Origin of the sequence: Polaromonas sp., assembly GCF_030689685.1 — a bacterium.
GTDB lineage: Bacteria > Pseudomonadota > Gammaproteobacteria > Burkholderiales > Burkholderiaceae_C > Polaromonas.
In genome coordinates this window covers 1-19,779 of record NZ_JAUYEY010000029.1, presented here as the reverse complement: position 1 = coordinate 19,779, position 19,779 = coordinate 1, and the positions used below count along the sequence as shown (strand labels likewise).

15 protein-coding genes and 1 pseudogene are annotated in these 19,779 nt (G+C 57.3%); 6 read left to right on the top strand and 10 right to left on the bottom strand.

Annotated elements, in window-relative coordinates; genetic code table 11:
* Nucleotides 1-173: 173 nt before the first annotated feature.
* Both Q8O29_RS07660 and Q8O29_RS07655 read left to right on the top strand, forming a co-directional pair.
* A complete protein-coding gene (locus Q8O29_RS07660; protein ID WP_305561482.1) occupies nucleotides 174-881 on the top strand; it encodes a haloacid dehalogenase type II in 708 nt (235 codons plus the stop codon).
* A 59-nt stretch (nucleotides 882-940) separates the two neighbouring features.
* A complete protein-coding gene (locus Q8O29_RS07655; protein WP_305561480.1) occupies nucleotides 941-3,157 on the top strand; it encodes a malate synthase G in 2,217 nt (738 codons plus the stop codon).
* A gap of 382 nt (nucleotides 3,158-3,539) precedes the next feature.
* On the opposite strand, the gene Q8O29_RS07650 is transcribed toward Q8O29_RS07655, so the two are convergent.
* Entirely contained in the window at nucleotides 3,540-3,743 is a 204-nt protein-coding gene (locus tag Q8O29_RS07650; protein ID WP_305561478.1) for a hypothetical protein, read from the bottom strand.
* Between the two features lie 94 nt (nucleotides 3,744-3,837).
* Here Q8O29_RS07650 and Q8O29_RS07645 point away from each other — a divergent pair, with 94 nt between their 5' ends.
* The 4 genes and pseudogenes from Q8O29_RS07645 to Q8O29_RS07630 all read left to right on the top strand — a co-directional run.
* The gene (locus tag Q8O29_RS07645) at nucleotides 3,838-4,677 is read left to right on the top strand and encodes a PstS family phosphate ABC transporter substrate-binding protein (protein ID WP_305561476.1); all 840 of its coding nucleotides are present in this window, start codon (nucleotides 3,838-3,840) and stop codon (nucleotides 4,675-4,677) included.
* 5 nt (nucleotides 4,678-4,682) lie between these two features.
* Entirely contained in the window at nucleotides 4,683-5,231 is a 549-nt protein-coding gene (locus tag Q8O29_RS07640; protein ID WP_305561474.1) for a hypothetical protein, read from the top strand.
* On the top strand, nucleotides 5,228-6,328 hold the full coding sequence (locus tag Q8O29_RS07635; protein ID WP_305561472.1) for a PAS domain-containing sensor histidine kinase: 1,101 nt from the start codon (nucleotides 5,228-5,230) through the stop codon (nucleotides 6,326-6,328). Before Q8O29_RS07640 ends, Q8O29_RS07635 begins: the two co-directional genes overlap by 4 nt.
* 25 nt (nucleotides 6,329-6,353) lie before the next feature.
* Nucleotides 6,354-6,908, top strand: a pseudogene (locus tag Q8O29_RS07630) (malate synthase G); the annotation flags it as partial.
* Between the two features lie 141 nt (nucleotides 6,909-7,049).
* Here Q8O29_RS07630 and Q8O29_RS07625 read toward each other — a convergent pair.
* From Q8O29_RS07625 to Q8O29_RS07585, 9 genes are all read right to left on the bottom strand, one after another.
* Complete coding sequence (locus Q8O29_RS07625; RefSeq protein ID WP_305561471.1) at nucleotides 7,050-9,809, bottom strand: DEAD/DEAH box helicase family protein; 2,760 nt, start codon at nucleotides 9,807-9,809, stop codon at nucleotides 7,050-7,052.
* Complete coding sequence (locus Q8O29_RS07620; protein ID WP_305561469.1) at nucleotides 9,806-11,038, bottom strand: YhcG family protein; 1,233 nt, start codon at nucleotides 11,036-11,038, stop codon at nucleotides 9,806-9,808. Before Q8O29_RS07620 ends, Q8O29_RS07625 begins: the two co-directional genes overlap by 4 nt.
* A 100-nt stretch (nucleotides 11,039-11,138) precedes the next feature.
* Complete coding sequence (locus Q8O29_RS07615; RefSeq protein ID WP_305561467.1) at nucleotides 11,139-11,423, bottom strand: hypothetical protein; 285 nt, start codon at nucleotides 11,421-11,423, stop codon at nucleotides 11,139-11,141.
* Nucleotides 11,420-13,072, bottom strand: coding sequence for a site-specific DNA-methyltransferase (locus tag Q8O29_RS07610; protein ID WP_305561465.1), 1,653 nt, complete (start codon nucleotides 13,070-13,072; stop codon nucleotides 11,420-11,422). The genes Q8O29_RS07615 and Q8O29_RS07610 overlap by 4 nt, the downstream gene beginning before the upstream one ends.
* Nucleotides 13,073-13,102: 30 nt before the next feature.
* A complete protein-coding gene (locus Q8O29_RS07605) occupies nucleotides 13,103-15,346 on the bottom strand; it encodes an AAA family ATPase (protein WP_305561463.1) in 2,244 nt (747 codons plus the stop codon).
* 252 nt (nucleotides 15,347-15,598) lie between these two features.
* Entirely contained in the window at nucleotides 15,599-16,075 is a 477-nt protein-coding gene (locus Q8O29_RS07600) for a PIN domain-containing protein (protein ID WP_305561461.1), read from the bottom strand.
* Nucleotides 16,072-17,247, bottom strand: coding sequence for an XRE family transcriptional regulator (locus Q8O29_RS07595; RefSeq protein ID WP_305561459.1), 1,176 nt, complete (start codon nucleotides 17,245-17,247; stop codon nucleotides 16,072-16,074). Before Q8O29_RS07595 ends, Q8O29_RS07600 begins: the two co-directional genes overlap by 4 nt.
* A 33-nt stretch (nucleotides 17,248-17,280) precedes the next feature.
* Nucleotides 17,281-18,555, bottom strand: coding sequence for a DUF2130 domain-containing protein (locus Q8O29_RS07590; RefSeq protein ID WP_305561457.1), 1,275 nt, complete (start codon nucleotides 18,553-18,555; stop codon nucleotides 17,281-17,283).
* A complete protein-coding gene (locus Q8O29_RS07585; protein ID WP_305561455.1) occupies nucleotides 18,555-19,394 on the bottom strand; it encodes a KilA-N domain-containing protein in 840 nt (279 codons plus the stop codon). Before Q8O29_RS07585 ends, Q8O29_RS07590 begins: the two co-directional genes overlap by 1 nt.
* Nucleotides 19,395-19,779 lie beyond the last annotated feature (385 nt).

Sequence of the window (19,779 nt, the reverse complement as noted above, 5' to 3'; positions counted from 1 at the left end):
TTGTCGGAAGCCGGGCGGGTAAAACGCGAGGCGGGGCGACAAATTATGCGACGGCGCTTGCCATGAATTTGCCGCCCCGACCAGAACCCGGCGCGTATTACTCGCTTAAAAGTCATTGATTAATTGATTTTTGTCTTGTTAATCTTTGCTCAAGTATCAAATACAGTGGGGGCATGGAAAAACCCAAAGCCGGGCACGCTGTGCCACGGGCGGTTCTGTTCGATGCCTACGGCACGCTGTTTGATGTGTACAGCGTGGGCCTGCTCGCGGAACAGTTTTTCCCCGGGCGAGGCCAGGCACTTGGTGTGCTCTGGCGCGACAAACAAATTGAATACACGCGGCTGGTGACCACCAGCAACCACGGTGAGCACTACCGGCCCTTTTGGGAACTGACCCGCGCCGGCCTGCGTTATGCCTGCAAGCGCCTGGGCCTGGAATTGGTCGCCGCGAGCGAAGAGCGGCTGATGAACCAGTACCGGCACCTGTCGGCCTTTCCGGAAACCCGCGAGGTGCTGCAGGCGCTGAAGGACCGGGGCATCGTCACCGGCATTTTGTCCAACGGCGACCCCGGCATGCTGGACATCGCGGTACGATCAGCCGGGCTCGACGGCCTGCTTGACCATGTGCTCAGCGTCGATGTCATTCGCAAGTACAAAACCCACCCGGACGCCTATGCGCTGGGCCCGCAGGCCACCGGCCTGGCCGTGCGGAAAATTGCCTTTGTGAGCTGCAACAGTTGGGACGCGCTGGGCGCCACCTGGTACGGCTACCCCACGCTGTGGGTGAATCGTTATGCCCTGCCGTTTGAAGAACTGGGCACCTTGCCTGCTCGCACCGGCAACAGCCTGCTGGAGGTGCTGGATTTTTTTCCGGCCGCCTGAGTGTCTTGTTTTTCACACTCACTTCACTTTTTCATTTTCTTTTTATCCGAGGATGCACCATGACAACAACGACCCCACGCACTTCACGACATGGCCTGCAGGTGGCCACGGTTTTGCAACGCTTCGTCGATGACAAGGTCTTGCCCGGCACCGGCATCGACAGTGCGGCTTTCTGGAAGGGCTTCGACGCCATCGTCGCCGACCTGGCGCCGAAAAACATCGCCCTGCTGGCCGAGCGCGACCGCCTGCAGCTAGAGCTGGACACCTGGCACAAGGCCAACCCGGGACCGATCCGCGACATGAAGGCCTACCGCGCCTTTCTGGAAAAAATCGGCTACCTGGTGCCGGCGCCGGCCCAGGTGACGGCCACCGCGACAAACGTCGATGACGAGCTGGCGCTGCAGGCCGGCCCGCAGCTGGTGGTGCCGGTGCTCAACGCCCGTTACGCGCTGAACGCTGCCAACGCGCGCTGGGGCTCGCTCTACGACGCGCTCTACGGCACCGACGTCATCCCCGAAACCGAGGGCCTCGAAAAGGGCAAGGGCTACAACCCGGCACGCGGCGCCAAAGTCATCGCTTATGCCCGCAACGTGCTGGACCAGGCCGCGCCGCTGGCAACCGGATCACACAGGGACGCCACGCTGTACAGCGTGGATGACGGCAAGCTGGTGGTGACGCTCAAGGGCAGCGCTACCACTGGCCTGGCCGACCACGTGCTGTTCGTGGGCTTCCAGGGCGAGGCCGCTGCGCCATCGTCCATCCTGCTGCGCCACAACGGCATCCACATCGACATCCGCATCGACCGGAGCACCACCATCGGCAAGGACGACGCCGCCGGCATCAGCGACCTGGTGCTGGAAGCGGCGCTGTCCACCATCATGGACCTGGAAGATTCCGTGGCCGTGGTGGACGCCGACGACAAGGTGCTGGCCTATGCCAACTGGCTGGGCATCCTGCAGGGCACGCTGACCGAACAGGTGCAAAAGGGTGGCAAGACCTTCACCCGCGGCCTGAACCCGGACCGCGAGTACACCACTGGCGATGGCCAGCCGCTCACGCTGCACGGCCGGTCGCTGATGTTTGTGCGCAATGTCGGCCACCTCATGACCAACCCCGCCATCCTGTACGACGGCGGCAAGGAGATTCCCGAAGGCATCCTCGACGCGGTGATCACCGTGGCGATTGCCATGCACGACCTGCAGCGCATCGGCAAGGAAGCCATCGTCAACTCGCGCACCGGCTCCATCTACATCGTCAAGCCCAAGATGCACGGCCCGGCCGAAGCGGCCTTCGCCTCGGAGCTGTTCAGCCGCGTCGAGGCCCTGCTGGGCCTGCCGGAGAACACCGTCAAGCTCGGCATCATGGACGAGGAGCGCCGCACCAGCGTCAACCTCAAGGCCTGCATCGCCGAAACGGCGGCGCGCGTGGCTTTCATCAACACCGGCTTCCTGGACCGCACCGGCGACGAGATCCACAGCGCCATGCATTCGGGCGCCATGATGCGCAAGCCGCTGATGAAAAACACCAACTGGCTGCGCGCCTACGAGATGAGCAACGTCCAGATCGGCCTGGCCTGCGGGCTGCGTGGCCGCGCCCAGATCGGCAAGGGCATGTGGGCCATGCCCGATCTGATGGCCGACATGATGAAGCAGAAGATCGCGCACCCGCAGGCCGGCGCCAACACCGCCTGGGTGCCCTCGCCGACCGCCGCGACGCTGCATGCGCTGCACTACCACCAGGTCGACGTGGCGGCCCTGCAAAAAAGCATGGAGATTTTTGTCAACGAGAAGAAGTCGCTGGCCATGGAGGAAAACCTGCTCGACGCCATCCTGCAGATCCCGACCGCGCTCGTGCCTTTCTGGACCGAGGCCGAGACCCAGGCCGAGCTGGACAACAACGCGCAGGGCATCCTCGGTTATGTGGTGCGCTGGATCGACCAGGGCGTGGGCTGCTCCAAGGTGCCCGACATTCACAACGTTGGCCTGATGGAAGACCGCGCCACCCTGCGCATCTCCAGCCAGCACATGGCGAACTGGCTGCTGCACGGCGTGGTGACGAAAGAACAAGTCATGGAGACCTTCGAGCGCATGGCCGCTGTGGTGGACGGCCAGAACGCCGGCGACCCGTTGTACAAAAACATGGCGGGCAACTTCACCACCTCGGCGGCCTACCAGGCGGCGCTGGACCTGGTGCTCAAGGGCCTGGAGCAGCCAAGCGGCTACACCGAGCCGCTGCTGCACGCCTGGCGGCTGAAGGTGAAGGCCGGGACGGCCTGAGCCACTATTGAATTATTGATACTTCCATAAATCATGACAGGCAACTTACTACCGTTCGCCCTGAGCTTGGCCTGCCCTGAGCTTGTCGAAGGGCTTCGACAGGCTCAGCCCGAACGGTGTGGCGTCATGAATTACGAAAACATCAATAGACCGGCGCATGGCTTGGTGAGCGGTCGGTCACCCGGCTAAGCAGACGGGCTGTGGGCGGGCTTGCGGCTGCGTTGTGCTTCGCAGCGCGAAATCGCCCACTCCGGACGTCTTGCTTGATGGTTGTCCCGCTGACCTGCCATCACGGGGTTCACTGGCGGTTTTTGACGATGTTCCGGCGGGCCACACTCGGGCTCATCGGGTTGAATTTCCTATCCGTTTATCCGTTTATCCGTCAACCGTAATCCGCGACCAGCGCGGCGACGCGGGTCTCCAGCGTCAGACCGTGCAGCGAGTTGCGGGTTTGGGCGAGGGCTGGATCGGCGGCGAAGGTGGGGCTCGCATGCCTGGATTTTGCACCGTCCGAACCTTCACCCCGCCGCGCCTCGGACAGGCTGGCGCGCAGGTTTTCGAATCCCGGTAAAGTGTCAGCGCGCACAAGCCGACTGTTGCATAATGTTACAAGTGGGGTGCGGAATATTCTGAACGCAGTTGAGCAAACGAACCGCCAAGACCTACCCTGGTAGATTCCCATGAATTTCAGATTCCTTACGCTGCTGTTGGTGTGTTTGATTTTCCCTGGCGCTGGCAGCGCCAACCAGGCGGATCCCGTCGCCACCAGAATCCGCATCGGCGGTTCTGGCGGTCCACTGGGGACCATGCAGCTCCTGGCGGAAGCCTTCAAAAAAATCCATCCGCAAGCCACTGTCGTCATTGTTCCCAGCCTGGGCAGCGGCGGCGGCATCAAGGCCCTGCGGGCCGGGGCAATAGATCTTGCCCTGACCAGCCGACCATTGAAAGACGCGGAACGTGGCCCGGACACCAGCGCGACCGAATATGCGCGCACGCCGTTTGTCTTTGCGGCAGCCGTGGGCACGAATGTATTGGCCATCACCACGCCTGAGCTGATCGGCATTTATACCGGCGAGCGTAAAACCTGGCCCGACGGCCGTCCGCTGCGACTGGTGCTGCGCCCGGACACCGAGTCAGACACGGACATCGTCAAAAGCCTGTCGCCCGAAATGAACCTGGCGGTCAAGACCGCACAGGGCCGGGAAGGCATGATCATGGCGCTTACCGACAAGGCTAGTGCGGACAGCCTGGAAACCATACCCGGCGCCCTTGGCGCGACCACCCTGGCCCAGATCATTTCAGAAAAACGCGCACTTCAAGCCCTGGCATTGAATGGCGTGACGCCCAGCCTCAAAGCCCTGGCCGAAGGAAGGTACCCGTATTACAAAACCTTTTTTATGGTCAGCGGTCCCAAGACCAGCCCGTTGACGCAGCAATTTGCCGTTTTTGTGCGCTCCGCCGCGGGGCGGGAGATTCTTGAACAGAACGGTCACTGGGTCGCGCCCACAAACCAAAGGTAGTTGTCATGAAGGAAAGGGCCATCAAATCGACACGCGCCATTAATTGGATGGCCGCCCTCCTCGCCGGCATGATTGCGCTTGCTTTTCCTGCGATCTTTTTTACCGCAGAATACAAATTCCACAGTGCGTCGATGGACGTGGAAGCGCATTTCAGCGCGGCCATGGTAACGGCGTTGATCAACAACAACCCCGAATTCTGGCAATTTGAAGAACACCGCCTTGAAGGTCTGCTCAAGGATCAGCAGAATGAGGGACTACCTCAAGTGCGCCGAATTGTCGACGCCCAAGGCCGTGTCATCGTACAGAGCCCTGACCAGCTCGCTGCGCCGGTGATGCTGCATTCGGCCGTCCTGCTGGATTCGGGCAACGTGGTCGGGCGTTTCGAAGTTGTCAGATCATTGCGCCCCTTGCTGCTTGAAACTGCCTTCGTGAGCCTGTTTGGCTTGTTACTGGGCGCGTTGGTGTTGGTGGTTTTACGCGTCTATCCGCTGCGTGCGCTGAAACGGGCGTTGGAATCCCTTGCCAATGAAAAAAACTCGCAGAACTTATCTTGAACTCCATTGGGGATGGGGTAATCACCATCAATTCTCAGGGGATCGTGCGTTCGACCAACCCGGCGGCCGCGAAAATATTTGGCTATACGCCCGACAAAATCATCGGCCACAACATCAACATGCTGATGCCAGAGCCCGATCACAGTGCGCATGACGGTCACCTGAAGCGTTATCTAGGTACGGGTCAGGCGCATATGCTCGGAACCGGGCGGGAGGTGACAGCACAGCGCAGTGATGGCGGCAGGTTTCCGATGGAACTGCACGTCTCGGAATTTGACCTGGAAGGTAGCCGCCACTTTCTCGGCAGCATGCGTGATATTACCGAGCGCAAGCAGGCACGTGATGAAGTCATGCGGCTCAATGCCAGTCTCGAGGAGCGGGTACAAAAGCGCACCGCACAGTTGCAGGCGGCCAACGAGGAGCTGCAGGCTTTTTCGTATTCGGTCTCACACGACCTGCGCACGCCGCTGAGCAGCATTGCCGGCTTCAGCGGCCTGCTCAGCAGAGAAATGGGTTCCGACGAGGCGGGTGAGCGCACCAAGCACTACCTCGCCCGGATCGGCGCCGGCGTGGTGCAGATGAGCGAGCTCATTGACGCCTTGTTAAAGTTGGCCCAGCTCTCACGGACCAGCCTGCGCTGGGACAGCGTCGATCTGAGCACCATGGCCCAAACCGTATTGAACGGCTATCAGGAGCGCGAGCCCGGCCGGGTGACGCGGCTGGATATCCAGCCGGGGCTGGTGGTCCAGGGTGACCCGCAACTGCTGCGTCAGGTCCTTGAAAACCTGCTGGGAAATGCCTGGAAGTTCTGCCGCCAACAGACGCCAACCCGTATTGCCTTCAGGCGCGAGAGCCGCCCGGACGGCGAGACCGTGTATGCCGTGCAGGACAACGGTGCGGGCTTTGACATGGCCTATTCGGACAAGCTTTTTGGCGCCTTCCAGCGGCTGCACACCGTGGCGGAATTTACCGGGAGCGGCATTGGCCTGGCCACTGTGCAGCGAATCATCGCGCGCCACGGCGGCAGGGTCTGGGGCGAATCTTCCCCGGGACAAGGCGCCACATTTTACTTCACCTTGGGTACGGTGACGCCTTAGAAAATCCAGGGATCGAAGTCCGTACGCCACGCTGCACGCGCTGCACTGCCACCAGGTCAAGGTCAGCAAGGTGCAGAAAGAGCTGGGGAAAATCGACGCGAACAAGGAGCGCAACGCGCTGCTCAACGGCCTGCTGCAAATCCCCGTCACCGCGACACCCGACTGGAGCGCGGAGGCCAAACAGCAGGAGCTCGACAACAATGCCCAGGGCATTCTGGGTTACGTGGTGCGCTGGATTGACCACGGCGTGGGCTGCTCTAAAGTGCCCGACATCCACAACGTCGGCCTGATGGAAGACCGCGCCACGCTGCGCATCTCCAGCCAGCACATGGCGAACTGGCTGCTGCACGGCGTGGTCACCCAGGCGCAAGTCAAAGAGACCTTTGAGCGCATGGCTGCGGTGGTGGACAAACAAAATGCCGACGACAAGCTGTACAAGCCCATGGCCGGCCGCTTTGACAAGTCAGCCGCTTACAAGGCGGCGTGTGATCTGGTCTTCAAGGGCCTGGCGCAGCCGAGTGGTTATACCGAGCCGCTGTTACATGCCTGGCGGCTCAAGGTCAAAGCCGCGGCCGCCTGACCTGTCCGTGGTGTCATGCCGGGCTTGACCCGGAGTCAATGAGTTGCTACTGAATTAATAGCTACTTACGCCCGCTACATAAGGGCTACAGCCCGATTTTATCAATAGCGATGCTTTGACGGCGTCTGCAGGCGCCGTTTTTCATTTCGGCTTGACTTCTGACAATAGAAAATCAGCCAGGCGCTTGTCTTCCGTGACCTGTTCGTGCGAGATCAACAGGTACTTCCACGGCTTGGTACCGATTTTTTGCGCATGTTCAGAAGCGTGCTGGCACCACACCGCCCCCGCCTCAGCTTTGGCTTTGACTTCGTCACTGCCCATGTCATTGCGCGCCTTCGTCTCGCAGATCAGCAAATGGTGCGCGGTCTCAACAACAAAGTCAGGGATGTACTCCGGGTGCTCGACCCCCAGCTTGTAAAAAATCTGGAACTGCCCCTTGGCGGGCTTGAACCACTTGTCGGCATCTCGTTCCAGAATGACTGCAAACCGGCGTTCCGTGTCCGAGTCAAACTTCTGCAGCGGATACAGGCACTTGATGAACTTGCCAAACACCATTTGTTTGATGCGGCTGGGCTCATCCACCGTGTCGCGGTAGTCACGCAGCTGCTGGTTGGCGCCAACCGAGTAGGTTGACTCTTTCAGCGCCGTAAAGCCCCTGCTCACCTCCACCACGTACTGCGTCGCCGACTCGTAAGAGTGGGCATTCATTTGCGCGTGAATATTCTTGGCGATCAATTGCCGGTCCAAGTCAAGCACATTGCGCACTTCGTTCTCGTCGGTCAGGTAGCTCTTCAGATGCGCCACCATCTGTCCGGCCAGGTCATAGAGCAGGCTGGCATGCGTGTTGTAGTCAATATCGTCAAAGTCAATCAACGCATGAACGATGTAGTCTTCCAGCCGACGTTCCGCCACCCCGGCCTGGGCGTGAAAAGTGAACTGCTCATGCGTCCGCAAGGTTTGACCTACAAGTGAACGGTCTTTCGGCTGCAAGTGCAACCCGGAAACTTCCAGCGTGAAGGGCTTGAAGCCACTGGTGACGTCGCCTTTCGGCACCACTGCAATACGCGGAATATCAATGGTTTGCTGCACCACCACTTCCGTTGCGCGGCGGACCACTTCGGCCAGATTGAGTTCAGGCGGCGCATCGGCGCCAGTTAGCAGACTGGATTGAACCGGTGGCAACTTCTCCTTCACGGTTTCGGCAATTTGTGCCTGCAACGCAGGTGTCAACAAGGCTTGCCGCGTAGGTGCATCATGCGGACGCACTTCATACTCCGCCAACACCTGCATCACCATTTGAGCAGCCTGTCGCTCTTGCGCCGTCGCAAAAAACGGGGCGGCGGGCGAGAGGCCGCTGCTCAACGCATTTTCGGACGAGGGTACACCCGCCACGTCCCCAGAATCACCATCGCTAACATCCAGGCCCATGGCCGCAGCCAGGTTGGGTTGCACGGTCACACTTTGCTTGCGGTCTTCATCTGCTGAGCCGAGCGCGTCAAGGTAGATAAAGGTCTTGAGCTTGATCGGGGAGTCAGCTTTGTTGGCATCGTCAATGATTTCCTGAAAGCGGTCGTGCGCAATGATGTTGAGCCTGTCAACTGCATCTACACCGGTGCGTTTGCCGTAGGGCAGGCGCAATCCGCGCCCAATGGACTGCTCTACCAGCGTACGGGCATTGGCGGCGCGCAAGGGGACGATGGTGTACAGGTTGGTCACGTCCCAGCCCTCTTTGAGCATGTTGACGTGAATGACGATTTCGGTCGGCTCGTCCACACTTTCAACAGCCAGCAGGCGGCGAATCATTTCTTCCTCTTCCGCACCGGTCTTGCTACTGTCCACCTGAATCACCTTGTTGCGGTAGCGCCCGCCAAAAAAGCTGTCTGACTGCAGCCAGGTCAGCAGCGCACCGGCATGCGTGGTATCACGCGCAATTACCAGCATGAAAGGCTTGACCTCTTTCGCACCCATGTTGCGGGCATAGGTCTTCAGCTCGACCTTGGTGGCTTCGTGCATACGCACGCCGTCTTGCAGCTTGACGCGCTCCACCTCTTCAGCAGGCATGCTCTTCGCGTCAAAGTTGCGCTGCGTCACCACGGCGGGCTCTTTGACAAAGCCGTCTTCCATGGCTCTAGCCAGCGGGTAGTCCATCACCACGTTTTTGAACGGCACCGGGCCTTTTGAGGTCTCAACAAAAGGTGTGGCCGTCAGCTCCAGGCCTATCAAAGGTTTCAGCTCATTGATGGCCCGCACCCCGGCGCTGGCGCGGTAGCGGTGCGACTCGTCCATCAGCAGTACCAGGTCGGGCAGACCGGCCAGGTAGTCAAAGTAGCTTTGACCAATATATTCACTGAGCCGCTTGATGCGCGGCGCCTTGCCGCCCCGCACCTCGGACGCAATTTTGGCGATGTTGAAGATATTGATGGTGACAGGCGACAGCAAATCACCCAGCGCCTGGGCGCGCTCTTCGTAGTTGTCACCCGTGATGATTTCAGGCGGGTAAGACGCAAACTCAGCCACGCCCTTGAACACGTACTTGGGCGTGTTGGGCGTGAAGTCCCCAATCAGCTTGTCGTAAATCGTCAGGTTGGGCGCCAGCACAAAAAAGTGCTTGATGCCGTGCGCTTGATAAAGGTAGCTGATGAAGGCCCCCATCAGCCGCGTTTTGCCCACCCCTGTAGCCAGCGCAAAACACATGGACGGGAAGTCGCGCTCAAAGTCCTGCAGCGTTTTGAACTGGCTTTTAAGTGTTTCCAATATCGCCGCCACGTCCGCCGCGTCTCGGTCAGGCCGAATCATCGCGGGTGAGGCATCAATGGCACTCGCCAGCTTGGCAAGCGACTCGGTTTGCGGCGGGCGCAGGCTCAGGCGACCCGCGATATTGTTGACTTCGCGTTGGCTCATTTTTTTATTCCCTTGGCTTTGCGCTTGGTGGACGGCTTCGGTGCGCGAGCGCTCGTGCGGCCTGCGGCTTTGGCAACTTGTAAGTCCGGCTTACCAGTCGCGCCTTCAACAGGACTATCTGGAACGCTCTGTTCAAACTGCTCCAGTTCGCGCCGAATCTCGGCGCGCAGATCAGCCTCGCTGGGCAGGGCAAACTGGTAGCGGCTGGCAAAGATCTGTTCGTTTTTGTCGGCCAGCACATAGCGCACCACCGCTTCGTTCTTCTCGCTGCACAGAATCAGCCCAATGGTCGGGTTGTCGTCTTTCGTGGCGACTTCGCGGTCGTAGTAGTTCACGTACAGCAGCATCTGCCCCAAGTCGCCGTGGGTGAGCTTGCCCACCTTGAAGTCGATCACCACATAGCATTTCAGCTTGACATGATAGAAAACGAGGTCAGGGTAAAAATGGTCGCCGTCCAGCGTCAGCCTGCGCTGCCGCCCCACAAAAGCAAAGCCACTGCCCAGCTCCAGCAAGAAGGCCTGCAACTGGTTGATCAACGCCTCCTCGATGCGCGACTCGACCAAGCGGTGGGACTCGGGCAAATCCAGGAACTCCAGCACATACGGGTCTTTAATTACATCCTGCGGGCGCACCATCGCCTGGCCCTCGTTGGCCAACGCCAGCACACCCTTTTTGTCGCGGCTTTTTGCCAGGCGCTCGAACAGGAAGGAATTGATCTGCCTCTCCAGTTGACGGGCAGACCAGCCGCTGCGGCTGGCCTCAATTTCGTAGAAATCGCGTACCTCCCGCCGATCCACTTTCAGCAGGGTGCGGTAATGCGTCCATGACAGACCCGAATGCAGCAGGCCGGGGCGCCAGGCGCCATCTCCCCCAGATTCACCACGCACTGCGTGTTGAATCTGGGGCGTATCGAATTCAACACGCAGTGCGTGTTGTTTTGCCACAAGCTCCGGGTAGCCTAGAAAAAAGCCGCGCATGTACTGTAGGGCGCTCACGGAAAACCCGTCGCCATACTCACCGGACAACTGCTCGGACAGCGTCTTCAGCAAGGCTTTGCCGTAGCCAGCCCGCTTGGTGCCGCCCTGCTCAGCCTCCACAATCTGCTGCCCAATCAGCCAGTTGGCGCAGACATGGGCAGTATTAACAGACCGCGCTCCCTGGGTGCGCGCCGACTCCCAGATGTGCCGTATACGCGACAACAGCTCGACTTGCGGTTGCAGTGTGGTCATGCCTCCTCCTTTTTATGTCCCGTATGGCTTCCCGGGCAACTGTCCGGAATTTCCGGATAGTTGCGGCAGGGTGGAATTCGAGGCTTGTCTTCGCGCTGACTCATGGCGTCGTTTTCGACTGGGGTGGCACGCGCACCACTTGGCCCGAGCGCACCACGATCAGGTCTGTACCGGTCTGCTCCGCCACCTGCCGCGCCCGGACTGCAGCCCGTCGCAGAGCCTGTAGCGCCCCTTTCACTGCATCAGGCAGCATTTCACCTTCGTTCGATGTGCCACTTAATGCGTGGAGTATTGGCAATACGCTGGCTGTGCCATCCAATTTCCGACTCGCTGCGTCGGAAATTGCACAGAACACCTCATTGGCGCCAATGGGCTTGGCCGTCATGCCGCATCCCCGTCAAACAAATCGTTCTGCGCCGGGGCTTCGACCTTCTTCTGCGCCATCGGCAAGTTGGCCACGTTCAGGCTGTAGTCGTCATGGCCCCATTCGCAACGGTCTTTCACCATTTTCGGGATTTTTTTAATGGTCAGGTTGGGCCAGCGCTCAGCGGCCTGCGCAGCGGTCACGCCACGGTAAGCACCACAGCACACCAGCAGGCTGCGCGGGTTGTTCGGGTCAGCGCCCACCTCGTCATTGAGGGATGCCAGTTGCTGACTGCTTAGCGTTTGCGTGGTCACATAAATAAAGTCGCGCTCGCTGCTGTGGCCCTGCTGCCACCAGAGCACCTCTGAGGGCGCGTAGCTAAAGCCTTCAAGTTTGCACATCGCGGCAGCCAGCATGGCCGCGTCGTACTGCGGGTTGATGACCAGATTGCCCCAGCGGTCAGTCGCCAGCAGCGTGGGCGCCAGCTCGTAATACCGAAAACCTCCGCCGCCCTGCCAGCCGGTGGCCTGCGTCACGCCGCCAGGGTCTTGCCCGTCAATGACTTTTTGCAGACGCGGCACGATGTGCGTGTGGCAATGCTCGCCCAGCTCCACCATGATCCAGCGGCGGCCCATTTTGTGGGCGACTGCGCCTGTGGTGCCGGAGCCGGCGAAGGAGTCTAAGACTAAGTCGCCCGGATTGGTGGCAAGCTCAAGAATTTTTGCCATCAAGCGTTCTGGCTTTGGAGTTCCGAAAACACCATCACCAAAAAGCGCTTTGCTTTCCTTCTTGGCCTCGTCGTTATGCCCAACATCGTCATAGCGCCAAACTGTAGTGGCTGGTATGGTTTCAGTTACTTCTGAAATGAACCTCTTAATGGCTGGTCGTCCATCGCCATCAACGCCAAACCAAATTCGATTGTCCGCAATCAGGTCGGCAAATTTTTCTTTGGTATATCGCCAGCTTGTCCCCGCAGATGGAAACACTTCTCTACCGGATGGCAACTTCACTGGGAAAACAGCGTAGTCACGTACTTCATTACGCAAAGTATCACCAGCTTTCCAAGGTCCCCTGGAATCGTTGTCTCTATTCGTATAGCGCGAAGTCTGCTTTTCAGTTTTTTGCAACCGATTTAATTGCAGTCGGTCCATGTTTTTTGCGCAGACCAACACAAAGTCATGCGAAGAGGATAGAAACTTCGAGTCAGCTTTGGGTGCGTATTTTTTCTCCCAGATCACCGTAGTGAGAAAATTTGCCCGTCCAAAAACCTCATCACAAACCACCTTCAAATAGTGCGCTTCGTTGTCATCAATCGTGATCCAGAGCGAGCCATCGTCAGATAACAACCGCCGAATAATCTCCAGCCGGTCGCGCATCAGCCCCAGCCAGATCGAATGCTCCAACCCGTCGTCGTAATGCGTGAAAGCGCTGCCGGTGTTGTACGGTGGGTCAATAAACACACACTTCACCTTGCCCGCAAACTCCGCCTCCAGCGCTTTCAGCGCCAGCAGGTTGTCGCCCTTGATGAGCCGGTTACCGAAAAAATCGTTGTCCGTCACCCGCTGCTTCGCGTGGTAACTGCGCTTCGGGTCTTCCAGCAAAATCCGTGGCTCCAGCCGTGGCCGCTGGTCCTTGCCAATCCAGGTGAGTTCTAGTTTTTGTTTGCTCATGAAAATAGTTTCTCGGGACGCGGCATTTGCCTATCCTTGAATTGCGGCTTCGAGTCGCTCAACATGGTCTTTGTCCTCTGTGCGCATCACGGTCAGAATTGCTTGCATGACTTTTGGCGTCTCGGCAAGCAGGTTCAAATCATGCCCGGATGAGGCCATGTCGTCACCATGCGAATAAATATTGAGGAAGCGATTCAACACTGCCAAGGTACTGGGATCGAGCTCCAGCTTCTTCATTCTCTCGATCAGCTTCTCCGTTTCAATGCCACCGGGAAACTTGAAGGCGATGAAATGCTCAAGAAGCCGTCTGCCCACATTGGGTAGGCCATAAAGCTCAGAAAGCTCTTTGCCTTGGGCTGTGGCCCCCTTCTTGACGAGGCAGAATAAGTATTGGTACTCGGATCCGAAATCCTTTATGAGCCTGTCCATCACAATGATGGCGTTGCTCTTGCCGCCGTCGTTCATCAAAGAAATCAGCGAGTAGTAGCGAGACTGGTTTTGTTTATCAAATAGCCGGAACCATCCCTTGACCAAGTTGAAAAAGGTAAAGTCGTGTGTGAGCACGATGATTTGCCTCGCTTTCTCTGTTCGCTCTTTGATAAGGCCAAAGGCAGTGAACAGCGCGGAAGCATCCAGGCTTGACACTGGATCATCAATGACCACGATGGTCTCTTCCAGCTTGCCACGGTGGTCTTCGAGTGATTTCAGAAAATAGAGCAATGCAAAAGCGGTTTTTTCACCTTCACTCAAGTCTCTAGCCTCTTCATTACCTCGGGTGATGGCGTAGCCGTTACCGTGATGGGTCAACGTCAGTTCGCTATGCCCAAGGTACAAGGCAAGGTCTTGGTTCAGGCTTTCGGCTGGTGCGGCCGTTTCGGTCAACTCTTCATCAAGCTTCTTGATGATTGCTGTAAGTTCAAGCCCCCTAGTTCGACATTTGTCCAGGCTTTCGGACGTGCTCCTCGCAAGTTCATTCTTTTCCTTATTGGTTGCGATGGACGACGCGATGAAATCGGATTCGAGCTTGCCCTTTGCTTGGCCAATCTGAGTATTAAAATTGTTCGTGATGCGGTTATGCTCAGCCAGAAGCGTTTGAATTTCGTTCGCAGAATCGCAGAGGACTTCACCCTTGGAAAGCAGATTGGCTAATTCAGGCGGCGCTTCCGCAGCCATGAAAATGTTGCTCCGCTTTGCATTCAGGCTATCTTCGACGACCTGTATGCTTTTCAGAAATTCTGTTTGCCTTGTCTCAAGAGCGACGTTCAGGGCCTTCAACTGCTCTGCCAGTTGAGGGTACACCGATGTGGTTTGGTAAGGTTTGAAGTCGTTGGCGCTGCTCCTGAGTCGCTGAATGGATTGGAGCGAGTCAGTCAATTGCTGACTGAGAACGCGGAAGGAATCGTCAAAGTGCTGCTCCAGTCGTTTAATGCGATCTTCGCCCAAGGGGTTCTCGCAGAATAGGCATGTCTTGACGTCTCGATGCTGATGCAGTTGAAGACCTTGGCCTACCCATCCTGCAAGCTGACTATCGTTTTTTAAACTCTCTATCGCAACATTGGTAGGACTCGCAGCAAGAATCAACCTGATGGTTTCAAGCAAGGAACTTGAAACAGGGTTGATGGACTTCTGGGTCTGTAGAGTCGGCCTTATGTCTGTTCTTATGGTCGCCACCAGTGCGGCCTTCTCGTGGTCGCTTAGGACAATGTCGATCTCAGGATTGAAGCTGTCGCAGCGGGTCTCGAAGTGGGACTTGTTGTAGTTTGTGTACTTGTCCTGGCCTGCTGTTCTGAGCAAGGTTTTGATGGCTTGTGCTTGATCTTGTTTGTAGGCATCAAGCTCTTTAGCCGCCTTGGCTTTCTTCGGCGAAAGTTCTTTGTACTCGTCACGAAGCTTAGCCTGTTCGTCTACCGCAGCTTTTCGTTGTTGCTCATGTTCAACGGTCTTTTCACCGAAGAAAACGATATGGTCAAGGTTATCGAAGCGGCTGAAGATACTGCTTTCGACATACCGTTGATTGAAGACTCTGATTCTTGGAAGGGACTGATCGTCTTGTCCAAGCTGGTCTCCCTGGACGTTCATGTTGTCAATGCGAAAAACAACCTTGCCTATTCCAATCGGGGCTTTCTGATCAATATCCGCAAGAAGGTTGGACAGCGTGGTTTTTCCAGTGCCGTTCCAGCCGTAAAACAAGTTGAATCGTGCAAGCTCGGGCAGTGCTCCCCACTTGAACTGCTTAAAGCATTTGTGATCAATCTCGACGAGCTTTTTAAGCATGTTCAGATCCTGCCTCAAATTGCTTGTTGGTTTCCATACGGGCTTTCGAGCGCAGCAAGCTCCAGCCCCTCAATTTCCTGCAGCGACTTCCCCGCAATCCCCTGCAAATCCCCATACATGCCCACCGTCGCGCCCATCACTCGCCGCTGCGCATGGCAACACACACAGAGCCCTTCAATAAAATCCGTAGCTCAAACCGCAGCCACGTGGTCCCTGCCAATCCAGTGAATTCGAGTTTCTGTCGGCCCACCATCAAAAGCTCCAGCCCTGCTTTTGCATAAAGGTTTCAAGATCAATGCAAGGCACGCTGACGCTGGTGTGCTGGCATACATTGGGAATTTTTGCCGCGTGGGGCTTGAGCCGCTCTTCCGTCACCACGGTTCCCTTGCGTATCTTGGCGCACGCAATGATGAAGGGGTCTGCCACAGGGGTGCCCATCAAGCGCTGCTTTTCTCCAATCAGAGACTGGAAGTGTGGAATCTGAAATATCTGGGCGACAAAACGCAACTCATCCGCCGTTGGCGTGGTAAAAATCCGCTTGCGGTCTTTTAACCACTGGTTGGTGTGCGGGTCTACATCGCCACGTTCGATTTCATTCCAGACTTCGCGTGTAGAGATCAGATCGCCGGATTGAACCAGTTCATCCAGGCCGGCCCATACGGACTTGAAAACACCGGGAAAGAAATGCTTGAGCTTGCTAAGGGAACTGGTGTCAAACACATAAATCATCCAGCAGCCCCCTGAAGGATGCGCTGCTCAAGGCCTGCAAAGTTCTTCGCCTTGATCCCCAGGAATTCAGACGCCTGCTCGACGCTGATCTGATTGCGGTAGTGGCGGCCAATGACCTCCCGGGCAAACCGGTCGCTCAGGTAGGTGTTTTGCGAAGCGTACCAGTCACCACCCGATGCCGCCTTTTTCTGGCTGGCCCAGAACTTCGCCTTCTGCTCATAAAACGCCTGGCTGACGCGATCAAGGTCCAGCAGCCGGCGCAATATGGCCTCGCGGCTGACGCCGTATCTGCTTGCCAAAGTGGCGTACAGGTGGTCTTGCACTGACTCAGCGTTGCTGGGAAGGCCTGCAATTTGCTGCCCAAAATCTGCGGAGGGAATCAGAATCTCGGCCGCAACCTTGTTGCAGAACTGCTCTATCCGGCGTTCCGGCGCGGCAAGCCTGCGCATGTAGGAAACCTCGAACTTGCTGATGCCGCTGACGTTGAACAGGAGATGTGCCAGCTCATGCAGCAGGCTGAAAATCTGCCGGGTCTTGGTTGTGCTGTTGTTGAGGTATATCAGGGGAAAGTCCGCATCGAGCAGACAGAAACCCGAGATGTCTTTTTGCTTGAACGGAGCCTTGAACACAAAAATACCAAGTGCTTCCACAGCCTCACGCCAGCGCTTCAGGGCAAGTTCGTCGGACTTCCACCCGAGCTGATCTTCCAGCGATATGCCAAGGGCTTTTCTCACGGCAAGCGCCTGTTCCTCAACAGATTCGCGCATGTCCAGTGGTATTTCTTGCGAGCTGTGTCGCCCGCTGGGATTGCGGCCTTCAAATATCTCTTTGAGAGTGATTTGATAGGCATGCGCCTTGCGTACCTGAACATAGGTGTCTGCGTGCAGGGCCTGCAGGTCGGCATCCGGCAGTGTTCTGAATTCTCGGGTCGGCGGAATTTCATCTGGCGGGGCTGGCAAGAAAAAGATAGCCAGTGGCCGCTTGAATATTTTGTATGCCAGGCTTTCTAGTTGCGCGTAGGTTGGAGACGTGCCGTCTTCCGCCTCCCAAGCCATCACCTCTTCAGACGATCTTTTGAGCTTATGGGCAACGTCTTCAACGGACATTCCCATAGATTCGCGCGCCCAGCGGATGACCGACGGTTGAACGCCCGCAACGGGTTCAGCTCTCATAGGTGGCTCCAGACTGAATAGGGTTTTTGATCATCAAAGCTTCATTTCCAGGGCTGACAACTCCAGCCCCTCAATTTCTTGTAGTGATTGTCCCGCAATCCCCTGCAAATCCCCATACATGCCCACGGTGGAGTTCATTACGCTATCAATTTGACCTTGCCGCTTGGCCCATTGCTTCATGATGACTTTGCGCTCTTTGTCCAGGTCGTCTTGCATGGATGAGAAGGCCTCCACAATCGCCTCCACCCGCTGCCTGAAGCGCGGGCCGGTGAGGTATTGGTAAACCATCTCGGTCTTGGTCTGCACGCCTTCAGACAAGGCGCGGGTCTGGCTGATTTGCAGCAGGCCCTGGCGCAGCATGATGGCCACGGGGATGGCCACGCGCGGGGAGGTGATCCACACGCCGTCCACCAGGTCAAAATTTTCAACCCCTTTGGGCAGCACCTGGCTCACCAGCACGCAGACCTCGGCCTTGGCGCTGCGCTGGTCTTCGCGCAGCTTGGCCAGCCAGCCGTCGCTCCAGTTGCGGGTGCGTTTGGACTCCCACAAAATGCTGCCGCAGTGCGTGCCGCCCTGGCTGTTGACGCGGTGCAGCGCATCGCCGCCAAACTCGCCTTTGGGCACGGGCTCAATCAGGTCAAACGGAAACTTGGCGCGCAGCAGGTTTTCCAGTTCCAGCTCCTGCACTTCGCCTTGCAGTTGCTGTGAGCCTTGCTCGGCTTTTTGCTTGAGTTCTTCAATCTTCTGCTGCATGGATGCGATGGTCTGGTCTTTTTCGGCCACCCGCAGCTTCATGCCGTCTTCGGCTTCGCGTTTGGCCAGGGTGCGCACTTCGCTCAGGCCGTCTTGCACGCGCTTTTCGATGGTCAGGTCCAGCTCGCGCCTGGCGTCGTCCAGTTCACGTTGCTTTTTGATCAGCTCGGCCTGGGCTTTTTGGGCCTCAAGCAGTTTGGCGTCGCGTGCCTTGAGCACGTCTTGCAGTTCTGCCAGTTCGCGGGCTTTGGCGTCCAGCTCGTTGGCCGATGCAGCTTTGGCTTTTTTGGCTTCTTCTGCCACCACGCGGGCGCGTTCGGTTTTGAGCTGGCTGGCCACCTGGTCAGCCACCTGCTCGTCCAGATCACGCTTTGCGTCGGTCAGCGCTTTTTCCTTCTCGCGCATGGCGGTTTCGCGCTGGGCGATGTCGCTGTCTTTTTGGGCCAGTTGCTTTTCAAACTGCAGGCGGGTGGATGCAATCAGGGGCGCTGCCAGCGACTCGGTGAGTTTGATCTCTGTTCTGCAGTTGGGGCAGATGATGGTGGGTTCGGTCATTAGGTAATCCTCTTTTTGGCGGCTGGTTTCGCCAGCTTTTGCAGGGTGTTCTGGCCAATTAGTGACCGTATTTGCGTGATGGCAATGGCATTGAGTTGCACCAGCCGGTCTTTGGCGCCCAGGCCCTGGTGAATCAGCACCGCGTTGATGCTTTCCAGATTTGACAGCACCACCAGTTGTTCAAGGGTTGCAGCATCGCGCATGTTGCCGCCTTGGTTTGGGTTGACTTGTCGCCACTGGGCTGCGGTAAGGCCAAACAGGGCGACGTTGAGCAGGTCGGCTTCACTGGCGTAGACGGTACTGGTCTGGATTGCAGTCAGGCTGGGGGGAATCAAGTGCGCCTTGATGGCGTCGGTATGGATTTTGTAGTTGACCTTCGCCAGTGTGCGTTGAAAGTCCCACGCTACCGAGGTGGCGCGTGATTCTTCATCCTTGAGCCGCTGGAACTCTTTAATGAGGTAAATTTTAAATTCGGCACTGATCCACATGCCGAACTCGAAAGCAATGTCTTTGTGGGCGTAAGTTCCGCCGTATCTGCCCGCCGTGGCATGAAGACCGATTGCATTGGTTTTTTCAACCCACTCCTTGACGCTGATTTTGTAACTATTCAAGCCTGTCTGACTTTTAATTGTGGCGAATTCGCCGGAATTAAAAGCGGGGTTGTAAACCGCCTCCCAGATACCCAAAAACTCAACAGTGTTCCTGTTTCGCAGCCAATCAGAGATGAAAAAGTCACCATCCTTGGCCTTCAACATATCCGTCAGGCAAATATAGTCTTGCCCCTGGCGGGAAACGATGGCAACTTCTGCGCCCTTGACGTTGATGATGCGGTTTTTCATTGAAGACTCCATGGAACCGTGAAGACATTTGTGAGGAGCATTTGTGGGCTGATTTTTGCTTCCGGATCTTCAACTGCTGGCAAGGCGCCAGCGTGTTTTAGGCTGCTTCAATTATGGGGCTGAGTGGCTGAACACGCCTCCTCTAGTCGGAGGGCAAAGGCCCCAATTCGCTCGATCCCGTGGCCTGCTTCTGTCATCTTGGGCTTACCTATCCAGCAAGAGTTCGACAATGGCGCTGGTGCTTGTCGTTATTCCATTTCCACAACATTAGTGCAATAATATCCTCCATCATACTTGATGGAGAAAGTCATGGCACGTCCAGTTACCGGGGATGATGAGACGATCGAAATTGCGCAAATAGCGATCTCGCAAGCCACAACGATGG